Annotated in this window: 18 protein-coding genes and 1 tRNA gene; 10 read left to right on the top strand and 9 right to left on the bottom strand. The window is 34.5% G+C overall.

Annotated elements, in window-relative coordinates:
* Positions 1-107 precede the first annotated feature (107 nt).
* The 5 genes from LNP22_RS06935 to LNP22_RS06915 are packed head-to-tail and all read right to left on the bottom strand — an operon-like array spanning position 108 to position 4,138.
* Entirely contained in the window at positions 108-1,367 is a 1,260-nt protein-coding gene (locus tag LNP22_RS06935) for a hemolysin family protein (protein ID WP_229975912.1), read from the bottom strand.
* A gap of 3 nt (positions 1,368-1,370) precedes the next feature.
* On the bottom strand, positions 1,371-1,565 hold the full coding sequence (locus LNP22_RS06930; RefSeq protein ID WP_210667106.1) for a hypothetical protein: 195 nt from the start codon (positions 1,563-1,565) through the stop codon (positions 1,371-1,373).
* 11 nt (positions 1,566-1,576) lie between these two features.
* Positions 1,577-2,131 (bottom strand): LPS export ABC transporter periplasmic protein LptC, encoded by a 555-nt coding sequence (gene lptC, locus LNP22_RS06925; protein WP_210667107.1) that lies wholly within the window; start codon positions 2,129-2,131, stop codon positions 1,577-1,579.
* Between the two features lie 50 nt (positions 2,132-2,181).
* The gene (gene bamG, locus LNP22_RS06920) at positions 2,182-3,411 is read right to left on the bottom strand and encodes a BamG family beta-barrel-assembly machinery protein (protein WP_229975911.1); all 1,230 of its coding nucleotides are present in this window, start codon (positions 3,409-3,411) and stop codon (positions 2,182-2,184) included.
* Positions 3,404-4,138 carry a type III pantothenate kinase gene (locus LNP22_RS06915; RefSeq protein WP_210667109.1) on the bottom strand — a complete coding sequence of 245 codons (735 nt, stop codon included), beginning with the start codon at positions 4,136-4,138 and terminating at the stop codon, positions 3,404-3,406. The genes bamG and LNP22_RS06915 overlap by 8 nt, the downstream gene beginning before the upstream one ends.
* A gap of 143 nt (positions 4,139-4,281) precedes the next feature.
* On the opposite strand from LNP22_RS06915, the gene LNP22_RS06910 reads away from it, so the two are divergent.
* The 7 genes from LNP22_RS06910 (at position 4,282) to LNP22_RS06875 (ending at position 11,751) form a co-directional block, all read left to right on the top strand.
* Positions 4,282-4,354, top strand: a tRNA-Phe gene (locus LNP22_RS06910).
* Positions 4,355-4,669: 315 nt separating this feature from the next.
* Entirely contained in the window at positions 4,670-5,089 is a 420-nt protein-coding gene (locus LNP22_RS06905) for an IS1/IS1595 family N-terminal zinc-binding domain-containing protein (protein ID WP_229975910.1), read from the top strand.
* 99 nt (positions 5,090-5,188) lie between these two features.
* A complete protein-coding gene (locus tag LNP22_RS06900) occupies positions 5,189-6,568 on the top strand; it encodes a porin (protein ID WP_229975909.1) in 1,380 nt (459 codons plus the stop codon).
* A 21-nt stretch (positions 6,569-6,589) separates the two neighbouring features.
* Entirely contained in the window at positions 6,590-8,125 is a 1,536-nt protein-coding gene (locus LNP22_RS06895; RefSeq protein ID WP_210667532.1) for an MFS transporter, read from the top strand.
* 11 nt (positions 8,126-8,136) lie between these two features.
* Entirely contained in the window at positions 8,137-8,364 is a 228-nt protein-coding gene (locus tag LNP22_RS06890) for a DUF6814 family protein (protein WP_210667531.1), read from the top strand.
* A 316-nt stretch (positions 8,365-8,680) separates the two neighbouring features.
* A complete protein-coding gene (locus tag LNP22_RS06880) occupies positions 8,681-11,392 on the top strand; it encodes a sensor histidine kinase (RefSeq protein ID WP_229975907.1) in 2,712 nt (903 codons plus the stop codon).
* Positions 11,389-11,751 (top strand): response regulator transcription factor, encoded by a 363-nt coding sequence (locus LNP22_RS06875; RefSeq protein ID WP_229975906.1) that lies wholly within the window; start codon positions 11,389-11,391, stop codon positions 11,749-11,751. Before LNP22_RS06880 ends, LNP22_RS06875 begins: the two co-directional genes overlap by 4 nt.
* 72 nt (positions 11,752-11,823) lie before the next feature.
* Here the strand turns inward: LNP22_RS06875 and LNP22_RS06870 are convergent, their stop codons facing one another.
* The 4 genes from LNP22_RS06870 to LNP22_RS06855 form a co-directional block, all read right to left on the bottom strand.
* Entirely contained in the window at positions 11,824-14,700 is a 2,877-nt protein-coding gene (locus tag LNP22_RS06870) for an alpha-amylase family glycosyl hydrolase (protein WP_229975905.1), read from the bottom strand.
* A 78-nt stretch (positions 14,701-14,778) separates the two neighbouring features.
* A complete protein-coding gene (locus LNP22_RS06865) occupies positions 14,779-15,876 on the bottom strand; it encodes a SusE domain-containing protein (RefSeq protein WP_229975904.1) in 1,098 nt (365 codons plus the stop codon).
* A gap of 20 nt (positions 15,877-15,896) precedes the next feature.
* A complete protein-coding gene (locus LNP22_RS06860) occupies positions 15,897-17,504 on the bottom strand; it encodes a RagB/SusD family nutrient uptake outer membrane protein (protein ID WP_229975903.1) in 1,608 nt (535 codons plus the stop codon).
* A 36-nt stretch (positions 17,505-17,540) separates the two neighbouring features.
* The gene (locus LNP22_RS06855; protein WP_229975902.1) at positions 17,541-20,516 is read right to left on the bottom strand and encodes a SusC/RagA family TonB-linked outer membrane protein; all 2,976 of its coding nucleotides are present in this window, start codon (positions 20,514-20,516) and stop codon (positions 17,541-17,543) included.
* 236 nt (positions 20,517-20,752) lie between these two features.
* Between LNP22_RS06855 and LNP22_RS06850 the strand changes: the two genes are divergently transcribed.
* The 3 genes from LNP22_RS06850 to pgmB all read left to right on the top strand — a co-directional run bounded on the left by LNP22_RS06850 (position 20,753) and on the right by pgmB (position 23,988).
* A complete protein-coding gene (locus LNP22_RS06850; RefSeq protein ID WP_229975901.1) occupies positions 20,753-21,781 on the top strand; it encodes a LacI family DNA-binding transcriptional regulator in 1,029 nt (342 codons plus the stop codon).
* 178 nt (positions 21,782-21,959) lie between these two features.
* On the top strand, positions 21,960-23,315 hold the full coding sequence (locus LNP22_RS06845) for an MFS transporter (protein ID WP_229975900.1): 1,356 nt from the start codon (positions 21,960-21,962) through the stop codon (positions 23,313-23,315).
* Positions 23,316-23,334: 19 nt separating this feature from the next.
* Positions 23,335-23,988 carry a beta-phosphoglucomutase gene (gene pgmB / locus LNP22_RS06840; protein ID WP_229975899.1) on the top strand — a complete coding sequence of 218 codons (654 nt, stop codon included), beginning with the start codon at positions 23,335-23,337 and terminating at the stop codon, positions 23,986-23,988.
* The last annotated feature ends 100 nt before the right edge of the window (positions 23,989-24,088 follow it).

The raw sequence follows: 24,088 nt of genomic DNA, 5'->3' as shown, positions 1-24,088 counted from the left end.
TTTATTATCGTTAATTTTATATTCAGTTTGCGAAAATACAATTATCTAGTTAATAACAATACAACTAGCCATTTATTTTACGCAATTTTTTTTATTAATAAAAAAAATCAGTCTTTTAAAGACATTTTCACTAATTCTATTTTCTTATTTGAGCATTCTTCGATCACAAAATGGTAATTTCCAATGGTAATTTCTTCTCCTTTTTGTGGGATTTCTTTTGTAAAATCAACAATAAAACCTCCTAATGTTCCGTACGAATCACTCTCCGGAATTCCTAATTTATAGGATTCATTTAAGTATTCAACGTCAAATCGTGCAGAAAAAAGATATTTTCCAGCACCCAGTTCCTGCTCGATTAATTCTTCGTCCAAATCATGTTCGTCTTCAATTTCACCAAACAACTCTTCGACAATATCCTCGATTGTTATGATCCCTGAAGTACCACCGTATTCATCCAAAACAACAGCTACATTTTTACGCTTTTTGATCAGCAAATTCAAGGCATCTTTTATCAAAATAGTTTGCGGCACAAACTCTACCGCCATTAAAACTGATTTTATAGTTTTTGGCTTTTTAAACAAATCAAAAGAATGCACGTAACCCACAATATCATCAAGTGAATTCTGACTGACAACGATTTTAGAATACCCAGTCTCTACAAACAAAGCTTTAAGATCTGCCACACTATCAAACAAATCTATGTCTACAATTTCGGTACGCGGCGTCATGATATCCCGCGCCTTTACTCCCGAAAACTCTAGTGCGTTCTGAAAAATCTGAATTTCAGAATCAATTTCTTCATTATCTTCTACCGACAGCATTTGTTCTGTTATGTAATTTCCAAGTTCAATTTTGCTAAAATAAAGTTGCACCTGATCTCCTTCGGTTTTAAAAAATTTTCTTAGAATAAAATCTGAAATCCAAATAAAAAAAGTAGAGATATAATAGAATAATCGATAAAAAAGATACGCTGGAATAGCAAAAAACTTAATTAATGAATTGGCGTAAATTTGAAAAAAAACTTTCGGAAAAAATTCAGCTGTTATCAAAACTATAAAAGTAGAAAGCAGCGTTTGAAAAAACAAAGTAGTATAATCTGAAAACTGAAAACCTAATCCCACAATCCATTTGAGGATTAAATCTCCCATAAAAAAACCATAAACTACAAGTGCCACATTGTTCCCAATAAGCATTGCTGCGATAAACTTTGATGGTTTTTCTGTAAGCTTGGTAAGTATTTGAGACAAAAAATTATCTTGTTTCTTTTCGATTTCAAGATAAATTTTATTCGAGGAAATAAAAGCTATTTCCATTCCTGAAAAAAAGGCCGATAGTATTAAACATAGTATTATAATACTAATTTCCATTTTTTATTGTTTTTTGTTATGATCGCTCATTTTTTTAAGAAATCTTCTCCTGAAGAAAAACATAAATATGGCCATTCCGGCAATAATAAAGCTTAACCACGGATTATTATTTGGATCGTTTACCTTTGTTATTCCATCATAAATAAAAAAACCTGCAAATAACAAGTAAACGAATTGTGTGTATTTCATGTAACCCATAATCTCTTTTTTTATTCTTCGGCTTCAATTTCACCGCTTATTCGTTGCGAATTAATCACTTTAAAATCTTTACTAAAATCTATCCCCTGACCGTTTGAAATTCCTTTTGCATCGGTAAGTTTGAACTTTCTTTCGGTGTAAAACCATTCGTTTTTCTGATCAAAATAAAGTTGCTCCGTTTCCAGCATCTGGCCCGCTTCTGTCCTGATTTTTACTTTCCCTTGCAGGTCAATAATTCCGGTATTTTTGTATGAAACAGCATAATTGGAAGTGATAAAAGTACGCTTTTGTTTTTTATCATAAAGTGTAACATCGATACCTTTTGGATATTCGGTAAACGGAAAATCAAGACTGGAATAATCAAGCATTTTTTTTCCTTTTAGAATACCTGTAATTCTACCTGAATCGGTATATCTAATATTGGCGTCATCCGTTTCTCCAGCAGGCACAAACTCTGAAAAGTTGATTTTCTGAACTTCTTTAAAATTACTTTCACAACCAAAAAACAGTGTCACAGCAAAAACTGTGACAGCGGTTATACTTTTATGTCTCTTTGGTACATTCATTTGCCAAATGTAGTAAATTGTAATGAGCTTAAAAAAACATCCAACTACGTTTAGTTGAATTTACTTTTCACGAACCATTTATCATTAAATGAGAAGCTCAGACTAAAATTAAGATAATTTTCCTGAACCAAGTTTGAAGATACTGTCCCTTTTTTTCCAAATTCAATTCCAAAGTTGACATTCGAAAAAGTTCCTGAGACTGGAAATCCAGCACCCAAATTCATTCCTAAGTCATTTATTGATTCATTATTAACGACCAAACCACTTTTCTCGTATTTTAAACCAGCTCTGTAGGTGATTCTACTAAAATAATTTGAAAATGAAGTGTATTTAGGTATAAAATAACCTCCAATAGCATATTTTGCATACTTTTCGTAACGCACATTTTCGCTTGTATTGTAGTAATTCTGAAACTGCCCATCTCCCTGAAAAGACAAACTTGTACCCAACAACCATTTTCTAACCTCTCCAATACCTACACCCATTGTAATCCTGTTCGGTAACTTTAGGTTATTCACACTTGGATCGTATGTTTTAGGATCAGGATCGCCATCTACCTGAATGCTTCTAACACTAGTAGATTTTAACGTACTAGAGAAGGTATAGTTTAAACTTGTAAATAAGCTTAGTTTTTTATCTAATTTTCGCTGATACATAGTACCAATATTAAAATTGGCACCCGATATTTCAGAATCGGTATTTTCTCTGGTTCCATTTTGAACTCCAGAAATAATCTGTATACTTGAGGTTTCAATTTTACCAAAATTATATTGTACATCAGCTCCAATATTCCAGTTTGGCATTATTTTATATCCAAGTCCAAAAAATACTTTGCTCAAGCCTCCTTTTCCTTCAAATTGACTACTTGTTGCACCTTCTGTCCCTGTATTGTTGTCTATAATCCTGTATCCCACAGAAGATAATGGAATCAAACCAAATGCAGCTCCAAATTTTCCAATTGGCAAACCAACCGCCAAATAATCAAATGTAGATCTTTGCGCTTTTGCAGATGCTGCATTTGTTTTTAAGGTCGAAGTTGCAAAAGTACCTCCAACAGTAAAAACGGTTTGTCTTAAATTGGCATAACTCGAAGGGTTTTCAATATTCATGTGAATACTATCTTGTTCTACAGAAACGCCTCCCATAGATCTGTTTTCAAGGGTTCCTTTGAATCTTACATCGCCAATTCCGTAAAAAGAATAAGGTGACGAAGTACCTTGCTGAGCAAATGAAACGAACGAGATAAGCAAACACGCGCTTATTATAATTTTTTTAATCATTGTTGATTTTATATTGAAATGTTTGGTTCAAACTCTCTAGCAAGAAATTTGAATTGGCAAATATGGTATTTTTTAATCGTTTAGCCAAAAAATCTGCATCGCCACCCGTTAAAATTATTATAAAATTTGAAAAATTCGCACGATATTCATCGATAAACCCGTCAATCTCATAGACGAAACCGTTTACAACTCCAGAATGTATCGCCTGCGCAGTGGTATTTCCTATATAAGATTGAGGCTCCTCTAAATCAAGCAAAGGCAGTCTGGCCGTGAAGTTATGCAATGATTCGTAACGCAATCTAAGGCCGGGAGCAATCGCTCCACCCAAATATTGATCATTTTCGTCGATGAAATCGTAGGTTATGCAAGTTCCCGCATCAATCACCAATCTGTTTTGGTTAGGATATTGTAATGTTGCTCCGGCAGCCAAAACCATACGATCGATCCCTAATGTTTTTGGTGTTGCATACTTATTTACAAAAGGAAAAACATCTTCATGACTTAAAAAATGAAGTTTTAACTGTTTTTCGAAAGCCAAAAAAGATTGTTTTTCGATAGTTCCGACCGATGCAACGACCAAATCGGAGCAATTTTGAAATTTTTTTAAAATTTTTTTAATTTTTTTTTCGAGTTCTTTTTTCTCAAAAACAAAACTTTCCAAAACAGTACTTCCCTCAAAGACAGCAGCTTTAATTCTAGTATTACCAACATCAACTGTTAAAACCATATTTCGATATTTACAAATGCGAAGGTACGAATTGATTTTTTTTAAAAAATGTTTTGGATAAACTAAAAATCATCCTATATTTGCACCCGCAAACACGTTCACACAAACATTACGAAAGTAATTACTGAGTAAACATTAAGCAAGGTACCTTAGCTCAGATGGTAGAGCAATGGACTGAAAATCCATGTGTCCCTGGTTCGATCCCTGGAGGTACCACAAAACCCGAATAGCAATATTCGGGTTTTTTGTTTTTATACATTTTACAGTCCTTCTTGTAAATTTTAAAAATCAAGTTTAAGTTTTTTCACTCGACTATATCCTACTTTAGTTTGAATGTATTTTTTAATATCCGCCTACAATGTTTCCTATTCGCAAAAGAATATCTCGAAAAAATAAAATTTCGTAAATTAATAGAAAAACCTCAACAAATACGGTTTAAAAATTTTATTCCTGCAAATTAAAGTTCTTTTATTTGCGTTATTCTCTTTATTATAATTGCTAATTTAGTATATTTATGCAAATTATATATACATGGAGATTTTATCATGCCCAAAGTGCCAGGATAATCATATCATAAAAAGTGGCATCATTAATAGTAAACAAAGGTATTTATGTAAAAAATGCAACTATTTTTTTACCGTTAATAAAATCGGAAAAAAGATAGATGATTACTATGTTTCCAAAGCATTGCAACTTTATCTTGAAGGCCTAAGTTTTCGTGAAATAGAACGCATTATTGGTGTTTCTCATGTTACGATAAGCAATTGGGTAAAAACCTTTAAGATAAAAAAACCTTCACACGCCAACTATCACCCTACTTATAAGATTTTAAGTCATTTAGAACTTATTGAATACCTTAAAAACAAAGCATTATTATCCGGAGCAGGAATGATTATTACAGAACTTGGAGACAAATTTATGCTGATAAAATGGGAAAGATTCAAGGACTAACTATACCTTTTACACAAAAATATATCTAAATTTTTTTTCCTGATAAAATAATAGAATTTGGTACTTTATTTACTAACGATCGTAACCAAAATTTTATTTATGAAAAAAATATTTTTTATCACGGCAATACTTTTAATGTCTGTGAAAAGTTTTTCACAAGGCTCTGTAGATTACGGTAGCGGAATGAAATTCAATTTGAACGAAGATGGTTCAAAATACATGCGATTTATTGTGTGGAACCAAATATGGTTTCGATCCGGAGAGATGAATGCCGGAACAATGATTGGAAATGAAGCAGCTACAACCGGAACCGATATCGGGAACCGACGATTACGTTTTCTGGCCTACTCTCAATTGTCTAAAAGATACATGATTGTAACGCACTTTGGTATCAACAACCAAACCTTTACCAATGGTGGCGCTGCCGGAACTACGGGAACTGGTGGATACGGTGCCGGAAAAAAACCTGGCCTGTTTTTTCATGATGCCTGGAATGAATACGCATTAGTATTACCCGAAAAAGATAAAAAATTTAGTTTATCACTTGGAGGAGGACTACATTATTATATGGGACTATCCAGATCAACAATGGCCTCTACCTTGAATTTCTTAACCATAGACGCCCCTATATTCAACTGGCCGTTAATAGAAAACTCAGATCAGTTTGCAAGACAAATGGGGTTGTTTGCAAAAGGTAAATTTGGTAAATTAGAATACCGTTTAAGCTACAACAAGCCTTACGCTACAAACTTGGTTCCGGCTAACGCAATTACCGCAGATGAGGCCGTAGCTGTTGACAATAGTGGGAATACAAAATGGTCAAAAGCTGGTTATTTTGAATATCAATTTTTAGATCAGGAATCCAATTTACTGCCTTACAAAGTAGGAAGCTATTTAGGAACCAAAAAAGTATTTAATATTGGAGCTGGTTTTTATACCGCGCCAGACGGAACAAGATCTTCGGTTAACAATACCATCAGTAAACATAACATCAATCTTTTTGCAGCAGACGTCTTTCTTGATTTGCCTCTTGGAAACAAAACAAACAAAATGGCTGTAACAGCCTACAGTGTTTTTTATGATTACGACTTTGGCCCTAATTATTTACGTAACGTAGGCATTATGAACATTGGTACTGCAGATCCGGGTTTTACTGGTAGCAGAGCATTGGCAGGAGCAGGAAACGCACAACCTTCTATTGGATCTGGAAACATCTGGTACACACAGGCGGGTGTTTTATTACCCAGCGCAGCAGAAAAACCAAAAGTACGGGTGCAGCCTTTTGGAGCTTTTACTTATAAAAGTTTTGATGCATTAGATAAATCAAGTACTCAATTTGATCTCGGAACCAACCTTTTCTTAGACGGTCAACACGCCAAAATAACGGCACAATATTCAACAAGACCTATTTATACCACACCTTCAACTACTTCAGGATCAAAAGGAGAATTTATACTGCAATTACAAATCTATCTATAAACTAACTAAAAAAAATAATTTATGAGTACTAAATCAACAAAAGGAATTTGGAAAGTCATTTCTGCATCCTCAATGGGAACCATGATAGAATGGTACGATTTTTACATCTTTGGAAGTTTGGCTGTTGTCATTTCCACTAAATTTTTTCCTTCAGATAATCCTACTGCAGCTTTCTTGTCTACGCTGGCAACATTTGCAGCAGGTTTTGTAGTTCGTCCTTTTGGAGCACTTTTCTTCGGTAGACTAGGTGATTTAATTGGTCGAAAATACACTTTTATGGTAACGTTACTTTTAATGGGTGGAGCCACCTTCTTGATTGGATGTATCCCCAGTTACGAAACCATTGGTTTTATGGCCCCTTTATTAGTTCTGATTCTTCGTTTGCTACAAGGTCTTGCTTTGGGAGGCGAATATGGCGGAGCAGCAACTTATGTCGCCGAGCATGCGCCAGTTGGACAAAGAGGATACTGGACTTCCTGGATTCAGACTACGGCAACGGTAGGATTATTTATTTCTTTGATGGTCATTTTAGCCACAAGAAACATTCTTACACCTGAACAATTTGATGAATGGGGATGGAGAGTGCCGTTTTGGGTTTCGATCATCATGGTTGGAGTTTCGTATATTATTCGAAAAAACATGCATGAATCTCCTGTTTTCGCTAAAGCGAAAAGTGAAGGAAAAACAAGTACCAATCCATTAAAGGAAAGTTTTGGAAATCGTTATAACTTAAAATTTGTATTGTTGGCTTTATTTGGAGCAACAATGGGACAAGGTGTTGTTTGGTATACCGGCCAATTTTATGCCATGAGTTTCATGAAAACCGTTATGTCTATCGACTCCTCTCAGGTAGATACTTTACTCGGAATCGCTCTGATTATCGGTACACCTTTCTTTATCGTTTTTGGATGGCTGAGTGACAAAGTGGGTAGAAAATACATCATGATGGGCGGAATGTTAATGGCCATTCTCTTGTACAGACCTATCTACAAACAAATGTACGAAACCACATCTGTGAAAAATAAAACTGAAATAGTCGAAAAAACCACACTACTTGCCGAATTAAAAGAAAACAAAAAACAAACATCAGACTCTATTTATACTACCAACAAAGAGTATACAGACGGAACAAAATTGGTAGAGATAAAAACGGTATCTTTAGAAAATGGTGTGGCTAAAATTGTCGATGGCAAACCAAAAATAGAAACCAAAACCACAATAAAGATTAACTCCAGTGACAATTGGGCTTTGATATTTTTAGTATTTGTACAAGTATTGTTTGTTACGATGGTATATGGGCCGATTGCAGCGTTTCTGGTAGAAATGTTTCCTGTAAAAATTAGATATACATCGATGTCTTTGCCTTATCACGTAGGAAACGGAATTTTTGGAGGATTACTGCCTGCTATTTCAACCTATTTTGTGACCAATGCAAAAGATTTAGGCCATACAGAATTCTATCTCGAAGGACTCTGGTATCCAATTATTATTGCTTCGGTATCCTTTATAATCGGAATGGTTTACATTAAAAACAAAGATAAAAACGCTCACGTATAAAAAACACAGCTATGAATCAGATAAAAAGAGTTTTAGGATTAGTTTGGATCGCATTAGCAGTAGCTGCAGCTTATTTTTGCATCTTTACTTTTGGATTACCCAAATTTATGTCAGGAAAACAAGAGGATTTAGTATTCGGAATTATTATCCTTTTTGTACTCACACCCTTAATCGTTTTAGGATTAGGAACCTTTGGCTATTATGCCTTAATGGGTGATTATGACGAAAAAAATAATTAAATTGCCCAATAGAACAGTCTCTGCCTATAGTGGTGGAGGCTGTCTATTTTTAAATAAAAAATACAGATTTAAGTAGATTATCTTTAAGAAACTAAGCAAATTTTGCTATCAAGCAAACAGCATCTTCTTATGAAAAAGAGACACGAACAAAAATTGGTTATCCTTTCACTGCTAATGTTATTAGCAATGAACGTACCGTTGTTGCTGCTATTTGATAGTTCAAAATCACTTTTTGGATTCCCAATCATCTATATTTACATCTTTTCGGCATGGATTTTTTCGATTGCCATATCTTACCTAATCATAAAGAGATATTATGAGTAGCATTGAACTTTTATTAATATTGATGCTCTATTTATCGATTCTTTTTTACATTGCATATTGGTCTGAAAAAAGAAGCCACTCTAAATGGACAAATAATGCCTATATCTACTCTTTTTCATTAGCGGTATATTGTACAGCCTGGACCTATTACGGAAGTATTGGTGTTGCTGCAGAATCTGGCTTGGGGTATTTACCCATTTATATAGGCCCCATTTTAGTGATACCCACCTGGATGATTATTCTCAAGAGAATTATACGAATTTCGAGAGTAAATAAAATTTCAAGCATTGCAGATTTTATTTCTTTACGATACGGAAACAGTAGATTTCTGGGAGCCTTGGTCACCATTATTTGCTTATTCGGAATCTTACCTTATATTTCTTTACAGCTAAAATCAATTTCTGACACCTTTTATATTGTTACTAAAACGCAGGCGAGTTCTAATATTTTTACAGATACGACCACCTATGTTTGTATTGCTTTGGCTTTATTTGCTTCCTATTATGGAACAAAATATGTAGACGCCTCAGAAAAAAGACGCGGTATCGTTACGGCAGTTGCCATAGAATCGATCCTAAAATTGATTTTCTTTTTGATAATTGGTACCTATATCACCTTTTTTGTTTTTGATGGATTTGACGATATTTACGACAAAGCATCTTTATTGGAAAATTTTGATAAAAAAAATACGATTGGAGGACTCTCGCAAGCCATTAACTGGTTCTTCCTTTGCATTTTGTCAATGTTTGCTATTTTTTTATTGCCAAGACAATTTCATACAGCGATTATTGAAAATAATAAAGAAAGACACATTCAGACCGCAATTTGGCTTTTTCCATTATACCTTTTATTGTTTAATATTTTTATTTACCCTATTGCGTGGGGAGGCAACATTCTTTTTGAAGGTAAAGGATTCAATTCAGATACTTATTCGTTGCTCATTCCGCAATATTTTAATAATAAATTCTTGACGGTATTGGTTTTTCTTGGCGGTTTTTCAGCAGCCATTTCTATGATTATTGTGTCTTCTATTTCATTGGCAACAATGCTGAGCAACAACCTTCTTATTCCGTATGGGTTTATAGGTTCACTAAAAGATATTTCTCAGGAAAAAAACAGCAAACGCATTGTAAACAGTAGAAAAATAGGGATTTTTTTACTGATAATTGTAGCGTATGCCATTTACAGAGGTTTCGTTCTGGATTATTCTTTGGTTTCCATTGGCTTGGTATCGTTTGTCGTCATTGCACAATTGGCTCCTTCCTTTTTTGGCGCACTATTCTGGCGAAGAGGTTCAAAAAAAGGAGCGGTAACCGGAATCATCTTAGGTTTTTTAGTCTGTCTTTACACCATATTGATTCCGTACGCCATTGGCATAACAAAATCGTCAAGCACTTTTATTCAATCAGGACCTTGGGGAATTACATTACTCAAACCATTTCATATTTTAGGATTGGATTATTTAGACCCTATCCAGCATGCTTTCTTCTGGAGTATGCTGGTAAACACCATGAGTTATTTAGCCGTTTCGGTAAGTTTGAGAGGCAATTACAGAGAACGTAATTATGCCGAAATGTTTGTAGATATTGACCAATACATCACCAATCACGAAAATGCTTTTGTATGGAAAGGAATTGCCTATATATCTGACATTCAGAAAGTTTTAGAGCGATTTCTAGGAGAGTCAAGAACAAGACGAGCGCTTACTATTTTTAACTTGAAATACAACATAGACAAAAATGATAATACTGCAGATGCGCGATTTATCAAATTTGCCGAAAACTTACTTACGGGTCATATTGGTACAGCTTCCGCTAAAATTTTAATAGCAAATGTCATACAGGAAGACAAAATTAGCCTGCCGGAAGTGCTTAGAATTCTGGAAGAATCGAAAGAAAATATTATTATTAATAAAAAGCTAACGGATACTTCAAGAGAATTAAAAACCATTTCTGAAAAATTAAAAGTAGCCAATGAGCAACTCATTAATAAAGACATTCAAAAAGATGAATTTCTGGACACTGTAACCCATGAATTACGAACGCCAATTACAGCCATTCGTGCTGCGAGCGAAATTTTGCATGACGATGATGAGATTCCGCAAGAAATAAGAAAGCAATTTTTAAAAAGCATTATTACCGAATCTGACCGACTGAATCGCCTGATTGACAAAATTTTAGACTTAGAGAAATTTGAAACAGGGAAACAAAAACTTCATCTTTCTAAAAATGATCTGTCAATAACAATTAAAAACACTTTGGCATCCCTTAACCAATTAATAAAAAATAAAAATATTAGTATTGAAGTAAAAGCTTCGTCAAGCGAAATAAAAGCTTTTTATGACGAAGAAAGAATTATTCAGGTTATTCATAATCTACTTTCAAATGCTATAAAATTTTGTTCGGAAAAGGAAGGAAAAATCACTATTAGCATACTTGGAAACACTCAGAATGTGGTGATTAAAATTCATAATAATGGAAAAGGAATTAAAAAAGAAGAAATGGAATCTATTTTTGACAAATTCTATCAATCGCGAGATCAAAATGTAAAAAAACCCATTGGAAGCGGGCTAGGACTTGCGATCTGCAAACAAATTATAGAACATCATAAAGGGAAAATCTGGACAGAAGACACCGATAATAATGGTGCTACATTTGTTTTTACATTACCTAATTACAAGACCACTGAAAGCATATCGATATGAAGAAAATTTTAATTGTAGATGACGAACCCAACATTGTAATGTCGCTTGAGTATACTTTTAAAAAAAATAATTTTGAAGTTTTTATTGCTCGTGACGGTCAGGAAGCACTTGATATTCTTGAAAAACAACTTCCGGATTTAATTATTTTGGATGTCATGATGCCAATGGTTGACGGATTCGCCACATTAGAAGAAATAAAAAAAGACAGCAGACTACAGCATTGCAAAGTCATCTTCCTTTCTGCAAAAAACAAACAAAAAAACATTGATAAAGGACTTGCATTAGGCGCCGACCTATATGTGGTAAAACCTTTTTCGATAAAAAAATTAGTAGAACAAGTAAACGAATTGATACAATAAATTTTAATAAAAACCAGAACGATTTTATAAAAAAAAAGCTGCCTTTTCAGGCAGCTTGAGAGAAAACGACAATTACTTCTTTTTTACAAATTTCATCACTTGAATTTGCTGGTCTTTATTAATAACTTTTATGATGTAAATACCATCTGACAAATCGCTAACATTATATTGGTAATCTTTAGAAAAATCATTGGAAAAACTCTTTACTAATTGCCCTGAAAAAGAATATACTTGGACACTAATGGCTTCCGTATTGACCATAAAATAACTGGATACCGGATTAGGATATACAAAAATACTGCCTCTGTTTTCATAATTAGCAATCGCTAAATTGGCCTGTTTATTTCCGTAAATTCTAAATTCTCCAGGAGGAAGATTTATAGGAGCCGCAATATCAGCAACGTTGATGGTAGTATTATTCATCAAATTGTACCAAGTTCCGACGTATGGGAATCCCGTTGGAACATTCTGCGCTGTAACATCAAAATTGGCCAAAATTAACACGTCTTTCAACTGAGTCGAAGCTAATGCGGCATTGGTTATTTTTATATTCTGAAGCAATGTATTTGCATTTACGATTGTAGCAGTACCCAGAAATACAGGTTCTACTGTTTTCATAGTAATCATTTTTGCCCAATCGTTATAAATTTTATTTCTATCTGAATTGCCTAACCAATTCCCTGTCCATTGTGGCTGTGGTTTTGTGTCTAATTTACAATCACCTGATGTTGCATCGCTACTTGTGTTTACAGTACCATTATTACAGGTAAAAATTGAAGATTCCCAGCCTAACTCTCCAAAATGCCAAATCATTTTTGGCCCGGGAACGAGTAATGATACTGCTCCAATAGCAGACATTCTTGACAAAGCTGTATTTAATGTTTTTACGTTATAGCTTCCGTAAGAATTTCCATATTGTACATTTTTATACATTAATCGTTCTTCATCATGACTCTCTGCATAACCCACTAAACGATTGGAAGTAAAACCATGAGCGCTACTTACCATTCTGGAAATATTACTATCAGACGCATAACCCATTGCCAACTGGTTATAAGCATTATTAAAGTTACCCCAAAGCATAATTCCTTTACTTGGAGATTCTCCAACTCTGTAATTGGCCCATTGCAATTCTTCGGCATCTGTACCTAAATGTTCGAAAATCGTATAATGTGTTGGGTCAAGATTCCAGGAATAATCTGCATACGATTTTAAAACATCTATTCTGTCCTGTTGCAAACTATTGGTACAAGCCTCATCGTTGGCAGTACAGTTTTGAGTAAAACCTTTGGTTAAATCCCAACGAAATCCATCAATTTTATATTCTTCTACCCATTGTTTGATCACTCTTTTTACATAATTCTGAGTTCTGATTTGTTGGTGATTAAAATCTTCTCCAACATTATAACTGTGTTTTGCAACTGTATTAAAATAAGGGTTTTCTACTGTTGACGAACCAAAACCATCACCATCTGGATCACTCATCCACATTCTAACCATGGGATTTCTTCCAAAAGCATGATTTAAAGCTACGTCCAGAATAACTGCAATTCCGTTTTGGTGACACAAGTCAATAAGTTCTTTTAATTTATTAGAAGTTCCGTAAAACTTATCCAAAGCCATGTGAAAAGAAGTATTGTAACCCCAGCTTTCATTCCCTTCAAACTCCATTACTGGCATTAGCTGAATGGCATTTATTTTTAAGTTTTTAAAATAATCTATTTTATCAATTAAACTTTGATAGCTTCTATTCGCATCAAAATCACGAACCAAAACTTCATAAATTACTAATTTTTCTTTCTCCGGTTTTGTAAAATTGGTCACTTGCCAATTGTATGGCGTTTCTCCTGTTTTAAGAACGGTAACTTCAAAATTTTGTCCCGCCGGATAAGCTGGCAAATTTGGATATGACGCGGCAGGAATCGAAGCGTCATCAAATGGAGATAATACTAAAGTTGAATATGGATCTGCTGTTTTTACTAATGAAGGAGAATTTGTTAATGGTGTTGCATCTACCACCCAATATTGGTAGGTATTGTTTACTCCCGAAACCAAACCATTTAATTCTAACCAGAATTTACCCGAAGCCGGATCTTTTTTCATAGCATACGTTATTGTTGGCTGCCAGTTGTTGAAACTTCCGGCCACATAAACAAAATCTTTTAAAGGCGCATCGAGAACCAATGTTGCTTTTGTGGCATCAGCAGCATGATAATTAATTCCATCAACCAAACCAGCTGGCATAGCTTCCATAACTGTATTAGGATTAACAACGACTGAGAACTTTTTTATAATGGTAACCGCTCCTTGTGTTGCAGACAATTCATAATTTTGATTGTTTACAATATTCGTAGCAATATAGGAGTAATTGGTTGTACTTGCATTGGTATTTATAACAACCCCGTTTGCTTTTAGACTATAATTTGCAGCGCCATTTGTGTTTGTAGCAGTAATATTAAAGCTGGCAGCAGACGCAATAATTGTAGCACTATTTTCGACTGGAGCGGCCAGATTAACCTGAAAAGTGCCCACCTCGACCAAAATGTCTTGTGATTTTTTATCGCCAGTTCCGTTTTTAGCTTTAATTAAAAAGCCAATTTTACCAATTCCTGCAGTATTATAATAAGTTGTTGGTGTGATTGTTTTTGTATAAGTATCTGTTCCACTGTTGTAGGTAAATCTGCTTGCCTCATCTGATGCCTCCCAAGTACCATTTAAAGGAGTGCCTTTTTGAGTGGTATCATTTAAATCAAAAGCCCAAGCCCACATATACAATGCATTTCCGACAACACCCCAAGTGGTTTCGTTAATACTACTTCCATTAATTGTGATTGTAACTGAAGCTGTTTCTTCAAAAGTAGTAGGACTTATAGAATAAATTACCGTTTGTTGCTGGGCAAAAAGAGATACTGATAATAAAAGAAATAGTGATAGTATGGTTTTTTTCATAATGTGGTTGGTTTGGTTAGTTTTATCAAAAAAGGGCTACCTTTTAGATAGCCCTTTTTCAGTTATTAACTGAAGTTTTTATTGATTTGGAATCATTAAATAGCTTCCGTCTAAATCATTAAAATAAATTACATATTTAGATTTTGCTACTGGAATATTATCTCCAGTTCCTCCACCAGAGAAAGCTGTTTTTCCACCCCATGAAACATCCCATGCATCATTTGCTCTAAATTTCATTTCACCATCATTTAGTGAAGTTACGCCAAGAGACCAAACATGAGCACTGAATGAAGATTTTACCATTGCAGTAGAAGCATCCCAACCTTTAGCAGTAGCACTTCCAATAATACCAACTGTTGAATATGTTACAGCTGCAGAAGCATTATATGGCACTAATGAATAGGTTAACTTTTGGACATCCATTGTAAAGGTGTAATAACCATCAGCAGGAATTTCAAAACTTGCAGGATCTGGATCAGAGTCGGTTCCTCTATAAGCAAGAGTACCCGCTGAACCACCATACATTGGAGCCCAGCTTCCTAAATTTTTAATTGCCTTGAAATACCCTTTTTTATAAAATCCTGTAAATTTATATTCATTAGCGTTTGTTCCACTTCTGAACAAAATTTGATTTCCTTTGTTATTATCCCAGCCAGAAACAGTTGCATCTCCAACTAAATACCAATCGTTAAAATCATAAGTCACTTTACCCGTGTAAGGAGTTACTGTAATAGTAATCAAACCTTTTGATACCTGAACAAATCCTCCTGAAACATTGGATGAAATTTTTACATCATACATCGCAGCAACTTCCGGTTTTCCGCCAAGATCAATTGCTGCCTGATTTAATTCTCTACTTAATATCGAAACCTCTTTAATACCATTTGTTGTAGCTTGAAGGGTTTTGGCAGCACTAAAATCACCGCCTTTTTTATCTATTAAGACAGTATACTTAATTGCTACGGAAGTAGAATATTCCGCAGCAGACCAAGTAACTTTAAGAGCTTCATCGGCAGCTTTATTAACATCAAGAACAATATTTTGTCCTGTCGCTGGTGCAGTAATTTCTGGTGTCGAAACATCATTAAGAATTGGTCGGTTATCTACATCATCAGCATTACATGATACCATCAACACGCCAATAAATGCGATTAAAATTTTATATATATTTTTCATTTTAATATTATATTAAGATGTTAGTAACCCGGATTTTGTTTCAAAGTTGGATTTGCCTGAATGTTTCTTGCAGGAATAGGCATTAAATCTCTGTAAGATTCTGTTGCACTTCCATTTACAGAACCGCCTTTCCATTGCCAGATTTTAGATCCGCCTGTAAATTTTCCAAAACGAATTAAATCTGTTCTTCTGTGACATTCCCAAAATAATTCTCTCCCTCTTTCATCTAGGATAAAGTCAAGAGTTAATTGTCCAGTATTGATTGGCGCAGCATCTGCTCTATCTCTGATTTGATTGATATAACCCAAAGCTGTAGTTATGTTTCCTGTAGTAGCTCCTCTAAGTGTTGCTTCAGCGTACATTAAATAAGCATCTGTTAATCTGAACATTGGAAAATCGATATCCGGGATATCATTTCTTTGTGCTGCAGAACCATCTGCATTTTTGTTGATGTATTTTGTTACAGCATAACCGTCTGTAAATGTTCCAACATTAGCGATGTCTTTTGCTTGACCTGCTGTATAAAAAGTACCTCTTTTATCAGCAGTTGCGGTTTCGTCAGAAAAAAGATTCACAAACTCTCTACGAGTTCTAATTCCTTGCCATCCACCGTCCATACCGCGTGAAGCAGCATCCATACTACCTCCGATAGAAGCGTGCATGATAAAACTCATTCCTGCGCCTGTAGCTCTAATAGCATTACCATCACTTACAATTGGAAAAATTACCTCACTTTGTGCACCGTTTCTATTATTATCTGCAGAGAACAAATAGGCGTAAGGTACATTAGCAAATGTATAACCAGAGTTATCAATAATATCTTTGCATAATGCTGCAGCCTCATTAAATTTAGGTGTTCCTACATATACATTAGCATTCAGATAAACCTGAGCTAATAAAAATTTAGCAGCAGCTTTATCCACTCTACCATATTCATTTGTTTTTGAAGCAACTAAGCTATTGTCTAAGTCTTTCAATTCAGATTCTACAAAAGCAAAAACTTCTGCTCTGGATTTTTGTGCTGGGTAAAAGAAACCTACAGGATCATTTTCTGTAGTGATTGGTACATTCCCGAACAAATCCATTAAGTTATAGTATGAAAATGCTCTCAAGAAACGAGCCTCAGCTCTAAAAGTAGCGATTTCAGCTTTTAAAGTAGCATCAACACCTCTTGCCGTTAATTTTTCATCTGTAGTTTGTCTTAAAAACTCATTAGCAACACTAATGTGATAAAAAGCTCTAGAAAATGTTCCTTCCAGAAATTCATTTGCAGGCGACCAAGTTTGAGCATTCAATGTTGGTAAAGTACCATCCGCCCAAGCGATAATTGCTTCATCAGTAGTAAACTCCTGTGTTACAAAAAGCAAACGCAAATAACTACTAAAATCCCCACTCAATCCAGCAATATCTGCAGAACCATCTCCATCATTTCCTCCTACATAAAGACCTGCATATAATTTTGCCAATACTTGCTTGTACGATGCGGGATCTTGAAAAAAGGTTTCAGATAAAAACTCATCATCATCCTTTGGCGTCACGTTTAGGTCGTCGGTACACGAAGTAAGCGTCATACTTAATCCTAAAATGAATAGGAAAAAATAAGATATATATTTAAATGATATTTTCATTTTGTTTATTTTTAAATTTTTGATTTCAGTCTACTATTAGAAATTGGCATTTACTCCAAACAAGAAAGTTCTGGCTCTTGGGTAAACATTATTATCAATTCCATTGAATCTTTCAGGATCTAAACCATTGTACTTCGTAAGAATGAAAACATTCTGAACACCAGCTGTAAATCTTAATGAAGCGGCTTTAATGATCGTTTTATCAAAAGTATACCCAAGCGTAACATTATCTAATTTTACAAAAGAAGCATCTTTTACAAAATAATCAGACAAATAACGTTGTGTTCCATTATCTTCAAAAGTAAAGCCTGTATTAAAGTAATCAGAACTTACGTTAGATAAATCCGTTTGTCTTCTTAATCCGGCATCAGAGTAACCTAAATTTGAACTTACGTTATCAAAAATTTTGTTTCCAACACTAGCTCTCCAGTTCATTGTAAAATCAAAATTTTTGTAGTTTAAAGTAGAAAACAATCCAAAAGTATAATCTGGAGCTGTTTTACCGGCTCTGTAACGATCACCTGCATCAATTTTTCCATCTGAATTTCTATCAACATAAGCTCCTGCTATAGGTCTTTTGTCAGCATCATATAATTGTTCGTAAACAAAGAATGAATTTGGTGCATATCCTACTGAGTTAATAAGAACTTTATTTCCATTTCCTCCAGCTATGTTGTCTCCTGCCAAATAACCTTGAAAACCAGGAACTGTAATTCCTAATTCTGAGATTTTTTGATCGATGTAAGTAGCATTAAAAGCTACATTCCAAGTTAGGTTATCGGTTTTAACTACATCCGACTGAACATTAAACTCAACCCCTTTTGTTCTTACACTACCAATATTAAAGAAACCTTGATTTCTAAGATTAGCACCATCAGGAACTGCAATATCTGCTAATAAATCTGTCGATTTCTTATCAAAATAGTTGATTGATCCTGTTATTCTTTCATTCAAAAATCCGTAATCAACACCTACGTTCATCTCTGCCAATTCTTCCCATTTGATATTTTCGTTATATCCTTCTGGTCTGGCAGTTGAATAAACAGTATTTCCAAAAATATACTGTGAATTAATTGTTCCTAAAGTTACTCTTCTCAAATAATCATACTGAGCAGAGATATCTTGTTGACCTGTAGTTCCGTAACCAACTCTTAATTTTAAAGTTGAAAGTGTAGCATTGTCTTTTAAAAATTCCTCTTCAGATACATTCCAAGCAAAAGCTCCTCCGGCAAAATTACCCCATCTGTTATCTTCAGAAAAACGTGAAGTCCCGTCTCTTCTGTAGTTTAAGGTCAATAAATATCTGCTGTCATAACCTAAATTCAAACGACCAAAGAAAGATTGTAAATTAACATCTGGATCCGTAGCAACATCTTCATTAGGATTTGGCTGTCTTATTTCACCAGATTGATATCTTTCTTTTTGAAACAATTGGTAGTTATAACCCGCTGTTGCGTCTACTTTAATTTTTCCTAAATCTTTGGTATAATTAAAATAAGCATTTAAGTTTTTGTTTTGAAGTGCATCAGTATAACTAGAATAGTTTCCTAAATTTACCCAGTTTCCTGAGCTAAATGGGTTTGGCTGATAACCCAACGCACTTTGAGTACTTACTTCTGTATATCCGCTACTATCAAATCTATCAATACCAGCTTCGGCTACAACTCTCAAATCTTCAAAGAAATGTAATTTATAGTCTAATCTAACATTACCCCATTTTCTGGTAGAAGTAGCTCTTCTATTATCCTGATTTAATCTTGCAACAGGATTTCTTGCCGGCAATAAAGGTAAATTTCCATTTGGTTCTAACCACTCATAATAACCTCCGTAACGTGAATTGGCATCGTAAACTGGTTGTGTAGGATCAAATCCGATAGCACTACCAATTACAGCTCCTTCATCCTGAAATTGATTTTTACCAAAAGATAAATTTCCGCTAATATCAATTTTTAAATGATTATCAAATAAAACCGGATTTAACGATAACGATGTCGTAGTTCTCTCAAAAGATGTATTTCTTAAGATTCCCGGATTATCAACATTTCCAACTGATAACCTAACTGGCAATTTATTAAATAAAGAGCCACTTACAGAAATATTGTTGTTTGTTGTAAGAGCAGTATGAAAAATTTCGTCCTGCCAGTTGGTATTTGCATTACCCAATAAAGCTTGTTGAGTTGCTGTTCCTTTTGTGTTTACTAAATCACGAAATTGGTCTGCACTCATTACGTCAACTGTGTTGGCCACTGTATTGATACCTACCTGAGAACTAAAATTAACTTTTACACCACCTTTTGATCCTTTTTTGGTTGTAATCACAATTACACCATTTGCTGCACGCGAACCATAAATAGCTGCTGCAGAAGCATCTTTAAGAACTGTAAAAGACTCAATATCGTTAGGATCAATAGTAGATAAAATACTTGTTGCTCCGCTAGGAACTGCATTACTTAAAGGCAATCCGTCTAAAACGATCAAAGGCTCATTTGAAGCATTTAAAGAAGAACCTCCACGAATACGGATATCTGCTTTTGCACCAGGAGCACCTCCTCCAACAACAGTTACACCCGAAATACGCCCACTAATTAAGCTTTCCGGAGTTACGTTGATTCCTTTATTAAATTCTTTTGAAGAGATTTGAGAAACAGAACCTGTAGCATCTTTTTTCTTAACAGTACCGTAACCTACTTGTACTACAACTTCTTTAAGTTGATTTGTATCTTCCTCTAAGGTAACATTTAGTGTCTTTTGTCCGGTGTAATCAATAGTTGCCGTTTTATATCCAATAAAAGATACGACAATTTTGTTACCATTTTTTACATTTGAAAGTTGGTAAACCCCATCAAATCCGGTAGATGCGCCGCTTGGAGCACCCTGTACATTTACATTTACTCCTGGTAATGGTTGTCCTGTTGCTTTATCAACAACGGTTCCGCTTAAAGTGCTTTGAGCTAACACCGAAAAAGGCAACAGCAGGAATAAAAATAACAACTTTTTATAAATTGCTTTCATACTTTTTGTTTAAATTAGTTTGAGTTTGTGATTGTTAGTTAAGTTTTTAATTTTACTTCGAATTTCAAAATTAGGAATTTATTAACATGCGCAACGAGTTACAATTTTTATTGGTTTACGAAAACGTGATAGTGTTGAAAACTTTCTATTTTTTGTAATCTTTTAAGTCAAAAATTATCAATTATCAAAATATACAATACCTTTATTAACAATTAGATTTTTTTCAAATTAATACTATGAAACGAAAAATAACCTTAAAACAAATTGCAAAGGAGCTTGACGTATCGATTTCAACTGTCTCAAAATCACTTAGAAACAGTCTCGAAATCGGTGAAGAAACACGTCTAAAAGTACAGGCCTTTGCAAAGTTTTACAACTATAAACCCAACAACATTGCTCTTAGTCTAAAAAATCGAAAAACCAAAAGTATTGGTATTATCATTCCGGAAATTGTACATTATTTTTTCTCTACTGTGATCAACGGTATTGAGCAGGTTGCGAACGAACACGGCTATAGTGTTGTAATTTGTCTGTCTGATGATTCTTTTGATAAAGAGGTCCTCAATATGGAGATGTTGGCCAACGGAAGCATTGACGGCTTTATCATGTCTCTCTCTAAAGAAACCCAGTACAAAGGCGATTTTCACCATATTACAGAAGTCATTAATCAAGGAATGCCAGTAGTAATGTTTGACCGTGTGACCAATGATATTTTGTGCGACAAAGTGATTATTGATGATAAATCTGCTGCTTACGAAGCCGTTCAAAGCTTAATCGATAATGGTCGAAAAAAGATTGCACTTGTGACAACGGTAGATTATGTAAGTGTCGGAAAATTAAGGACGGATGGCTACGAAAAAGCACTTCTGGACAACGGATTGCCTTTTAATGAAGACCTTATCATCAAAATTGAAGATGTAGACACCTGCGAAATCACCATTGGCCAACTCTTGCACGACAGGGCTTTTGATGCAGTTTTTGCGGTAAACGAACTTTTTGCGGTTACTATCATCAAAACAGCAAATAAGATGGGACTTAAAATTCCTGAAGACCTGGCTGTAATTGCTTTTACCGACGGAATTATCTCTAAATACTCCACTCCTACAATTACCACTGTAAGCCAAAGTGGCGAAAAAATGGGAAACAAAGCCGCCAAAATGCTAATTGAAAGACTGGAAGCCGCTCATGATGATGATGAAGAAAATGAAAATTACACCACAGAAGTCATTGAAACACATCTTATAAAAAGAGAATCTACTGACTAATTTTCTTAAAATCAACATATTCTAAAGCCATAAAAAACATTTATGGCTTTTTTGTTAGTATATATCTAAAAATAATTTATACTTTTACGGCCATCAAAGCTTTTACTTTTACTTCGAAAAAACAGTAAGTTTTGATAAGCATAGCGCTTATCGTCTAATTAATTTTTTAATTACGATAATGGAAAAGCGTAAATTAAGTTTCTGGGAAATTTGGAACATGAGTTTCGGTTTCTTAGGAATACAAATGGGGTTTGCACTACAGAATGCGAATGCCAGCAGAATTCTTCAAATTTTTGGTGCGGACATACATGAACTATCATGGTTTTGGATTATTGCCCCCCTTATGGGATTAATAGTTCAGCCTATTATTGGTCATTACAGCGATAAAACTTGGGGAAGATTCGGAAGAAGAAAACCCTTTTTTCTTGTAGGTGCTATTTTGGCTTCCGTTGGATTAATTTTAATGCCTCAAGCTAATATTTTTATTTCTGTTTTACCTGCTTTATGGGTTGGAGCCGGAATGTTGATGATCATGGATGCATCTTTCAATATCGCTATGGAGCCATTTCGTGCTTTGGTTGGAGACAATTTAAGAACAGATCAGCGTACTGCAGGTTTTAGTATTCAAACTTCGTTAATTGGTTTTGGAGCCGTTATTGGTTCCGCATTGCCGTATGTCCTGACAAAATATTTTGATGTTTCAAATAGTGCTGTTCCCGGAAGTGTTCCATTAAACCTGACCCTTTCTTTTATTATCGGTGCGGGAGTTTTAGTGGGCTCAATATTAGTAACACTCATTACAACAAAAGAATATACTCCGGAAGAACTGGCCAATTTTGAAGATCCTCAAAATCATGACGTTATTGTTTCTGAAGAAAAATCAAAACTAAGCGACATTTTTACCGATTTTGCAAAAATGCCAACTACTATGCGTCAGCTAAGTTGGGTACAATTTTTCTCATGGTTCGGATTATTTGGAATGTGGGTTTTTACAACTCCAGCTATTGCACATCACATTTACGGATTGCCTTTAGATGACACTTCAAGTCAGCAATATCAAGACGCTGGTGACTGGGTCGGAATATTGTTTGGAGTCTATAATTTGGTTTCTGCTATTATTGCCCTGTTTTTCCTGCCGTACATCGCTAAAAAAATCGGACGAAAATCAACACACGCCCTTTCTTTAATTATTGGAGGAATCGGATTAATATCTATTTATTTTATGCCCAATGAAGACTGGGTAGTACTTCCAATGATTTTAATTGGAGTGGCATGGGCAAGTATTTTGGCAATGCCTTACGCTATTCTTGCAGGATCAATTGCGCCAAAAAAGATGGGAGTTTACATGGGAATCTTCAACTTCTTTGTCGTTATTCCACAAATTGTAAATGCACTTATTGGAGGTCCAATTGTAAAATATCTTTACAATGGCGATGCAATCTATGCCTTAATTACCAGTGGAGTTAGTTTCTTAATTGCCGCTCTTTTAGTCTACAAAGTAAAAGATGTAGATGATACAATTCAAAAATCATAAATTAAGAATCCTACTTATAATGAACAAAAAAGCATTCATATTCGATCTTGATGGCGTAATCGTTGATACCGCAAAATATCATTTTTTGGCGTGGCAAAAAATCGCCAAAAGCCTCAATATTAATTTTACACACGAACACAACGAATTACTTAAAGGTGTAAGTCGCGTGCGCTCGCTCGATATAATTCTTGAACTAGGAAATGTTCAGGCTTCGCAAGAAGACAAAGACAAATGGTTAATTCAAAAAAACGAAGATTATTTAACCTATTTAGTTGACATGGATGAAAGCGAAATTCTTCCAGGCGTTTTTAAAATTCTACAACTATTAAAAGAAAAAAATCAAGCGATTGCACTGGGTTCTGCAAGTAAAAATGCAAGACCAATTTTAGAAAAAACCGGAATTCTGTCCTATTTTGATGTTGTTGTTGACGGAAATGACGTTACCAATGCCAAACCAGATCCGGAAGTTTTCCTGAAAGCGGCCCAATTATTACAAATTGACCAAAAAAATTCGATTGTTTTTGAAGACTCGGTAGCTGGAATACAAGCAGCAAATATTGCTACAATGACAAGTGTTGGAATTGGTGATAAAACAATCTTACATGAAGCCCAATACATCTTTAAAGATTTCACCGTAATAGACGAAAGCTTTATCGAGAAGTTAATTAATTAGAAAATTTGACAATTAGAAAATGAGATAATGTCCTAAGCTAGAATTATCTAATTGACTAATTTAAAATATGTCAATTTGATCATTATAAAATGAATAATTA

It is taken from the genome of Flavobacterium flavipigmentatum, assembly GCF_020911905.1.
Classification (GTDB): Bacteria; Bacteroidota; Bacteroidia; order Flavobacteriales; family Flavobacteriaceae; genus Flavobacterium; species Flavobacterium flavipigmentatum.
The sequence above is the reverse complement of the archived record's forward strand: the minus strand, read 5'-3'. Positions and strand labels throughout refer to the sequence as shown.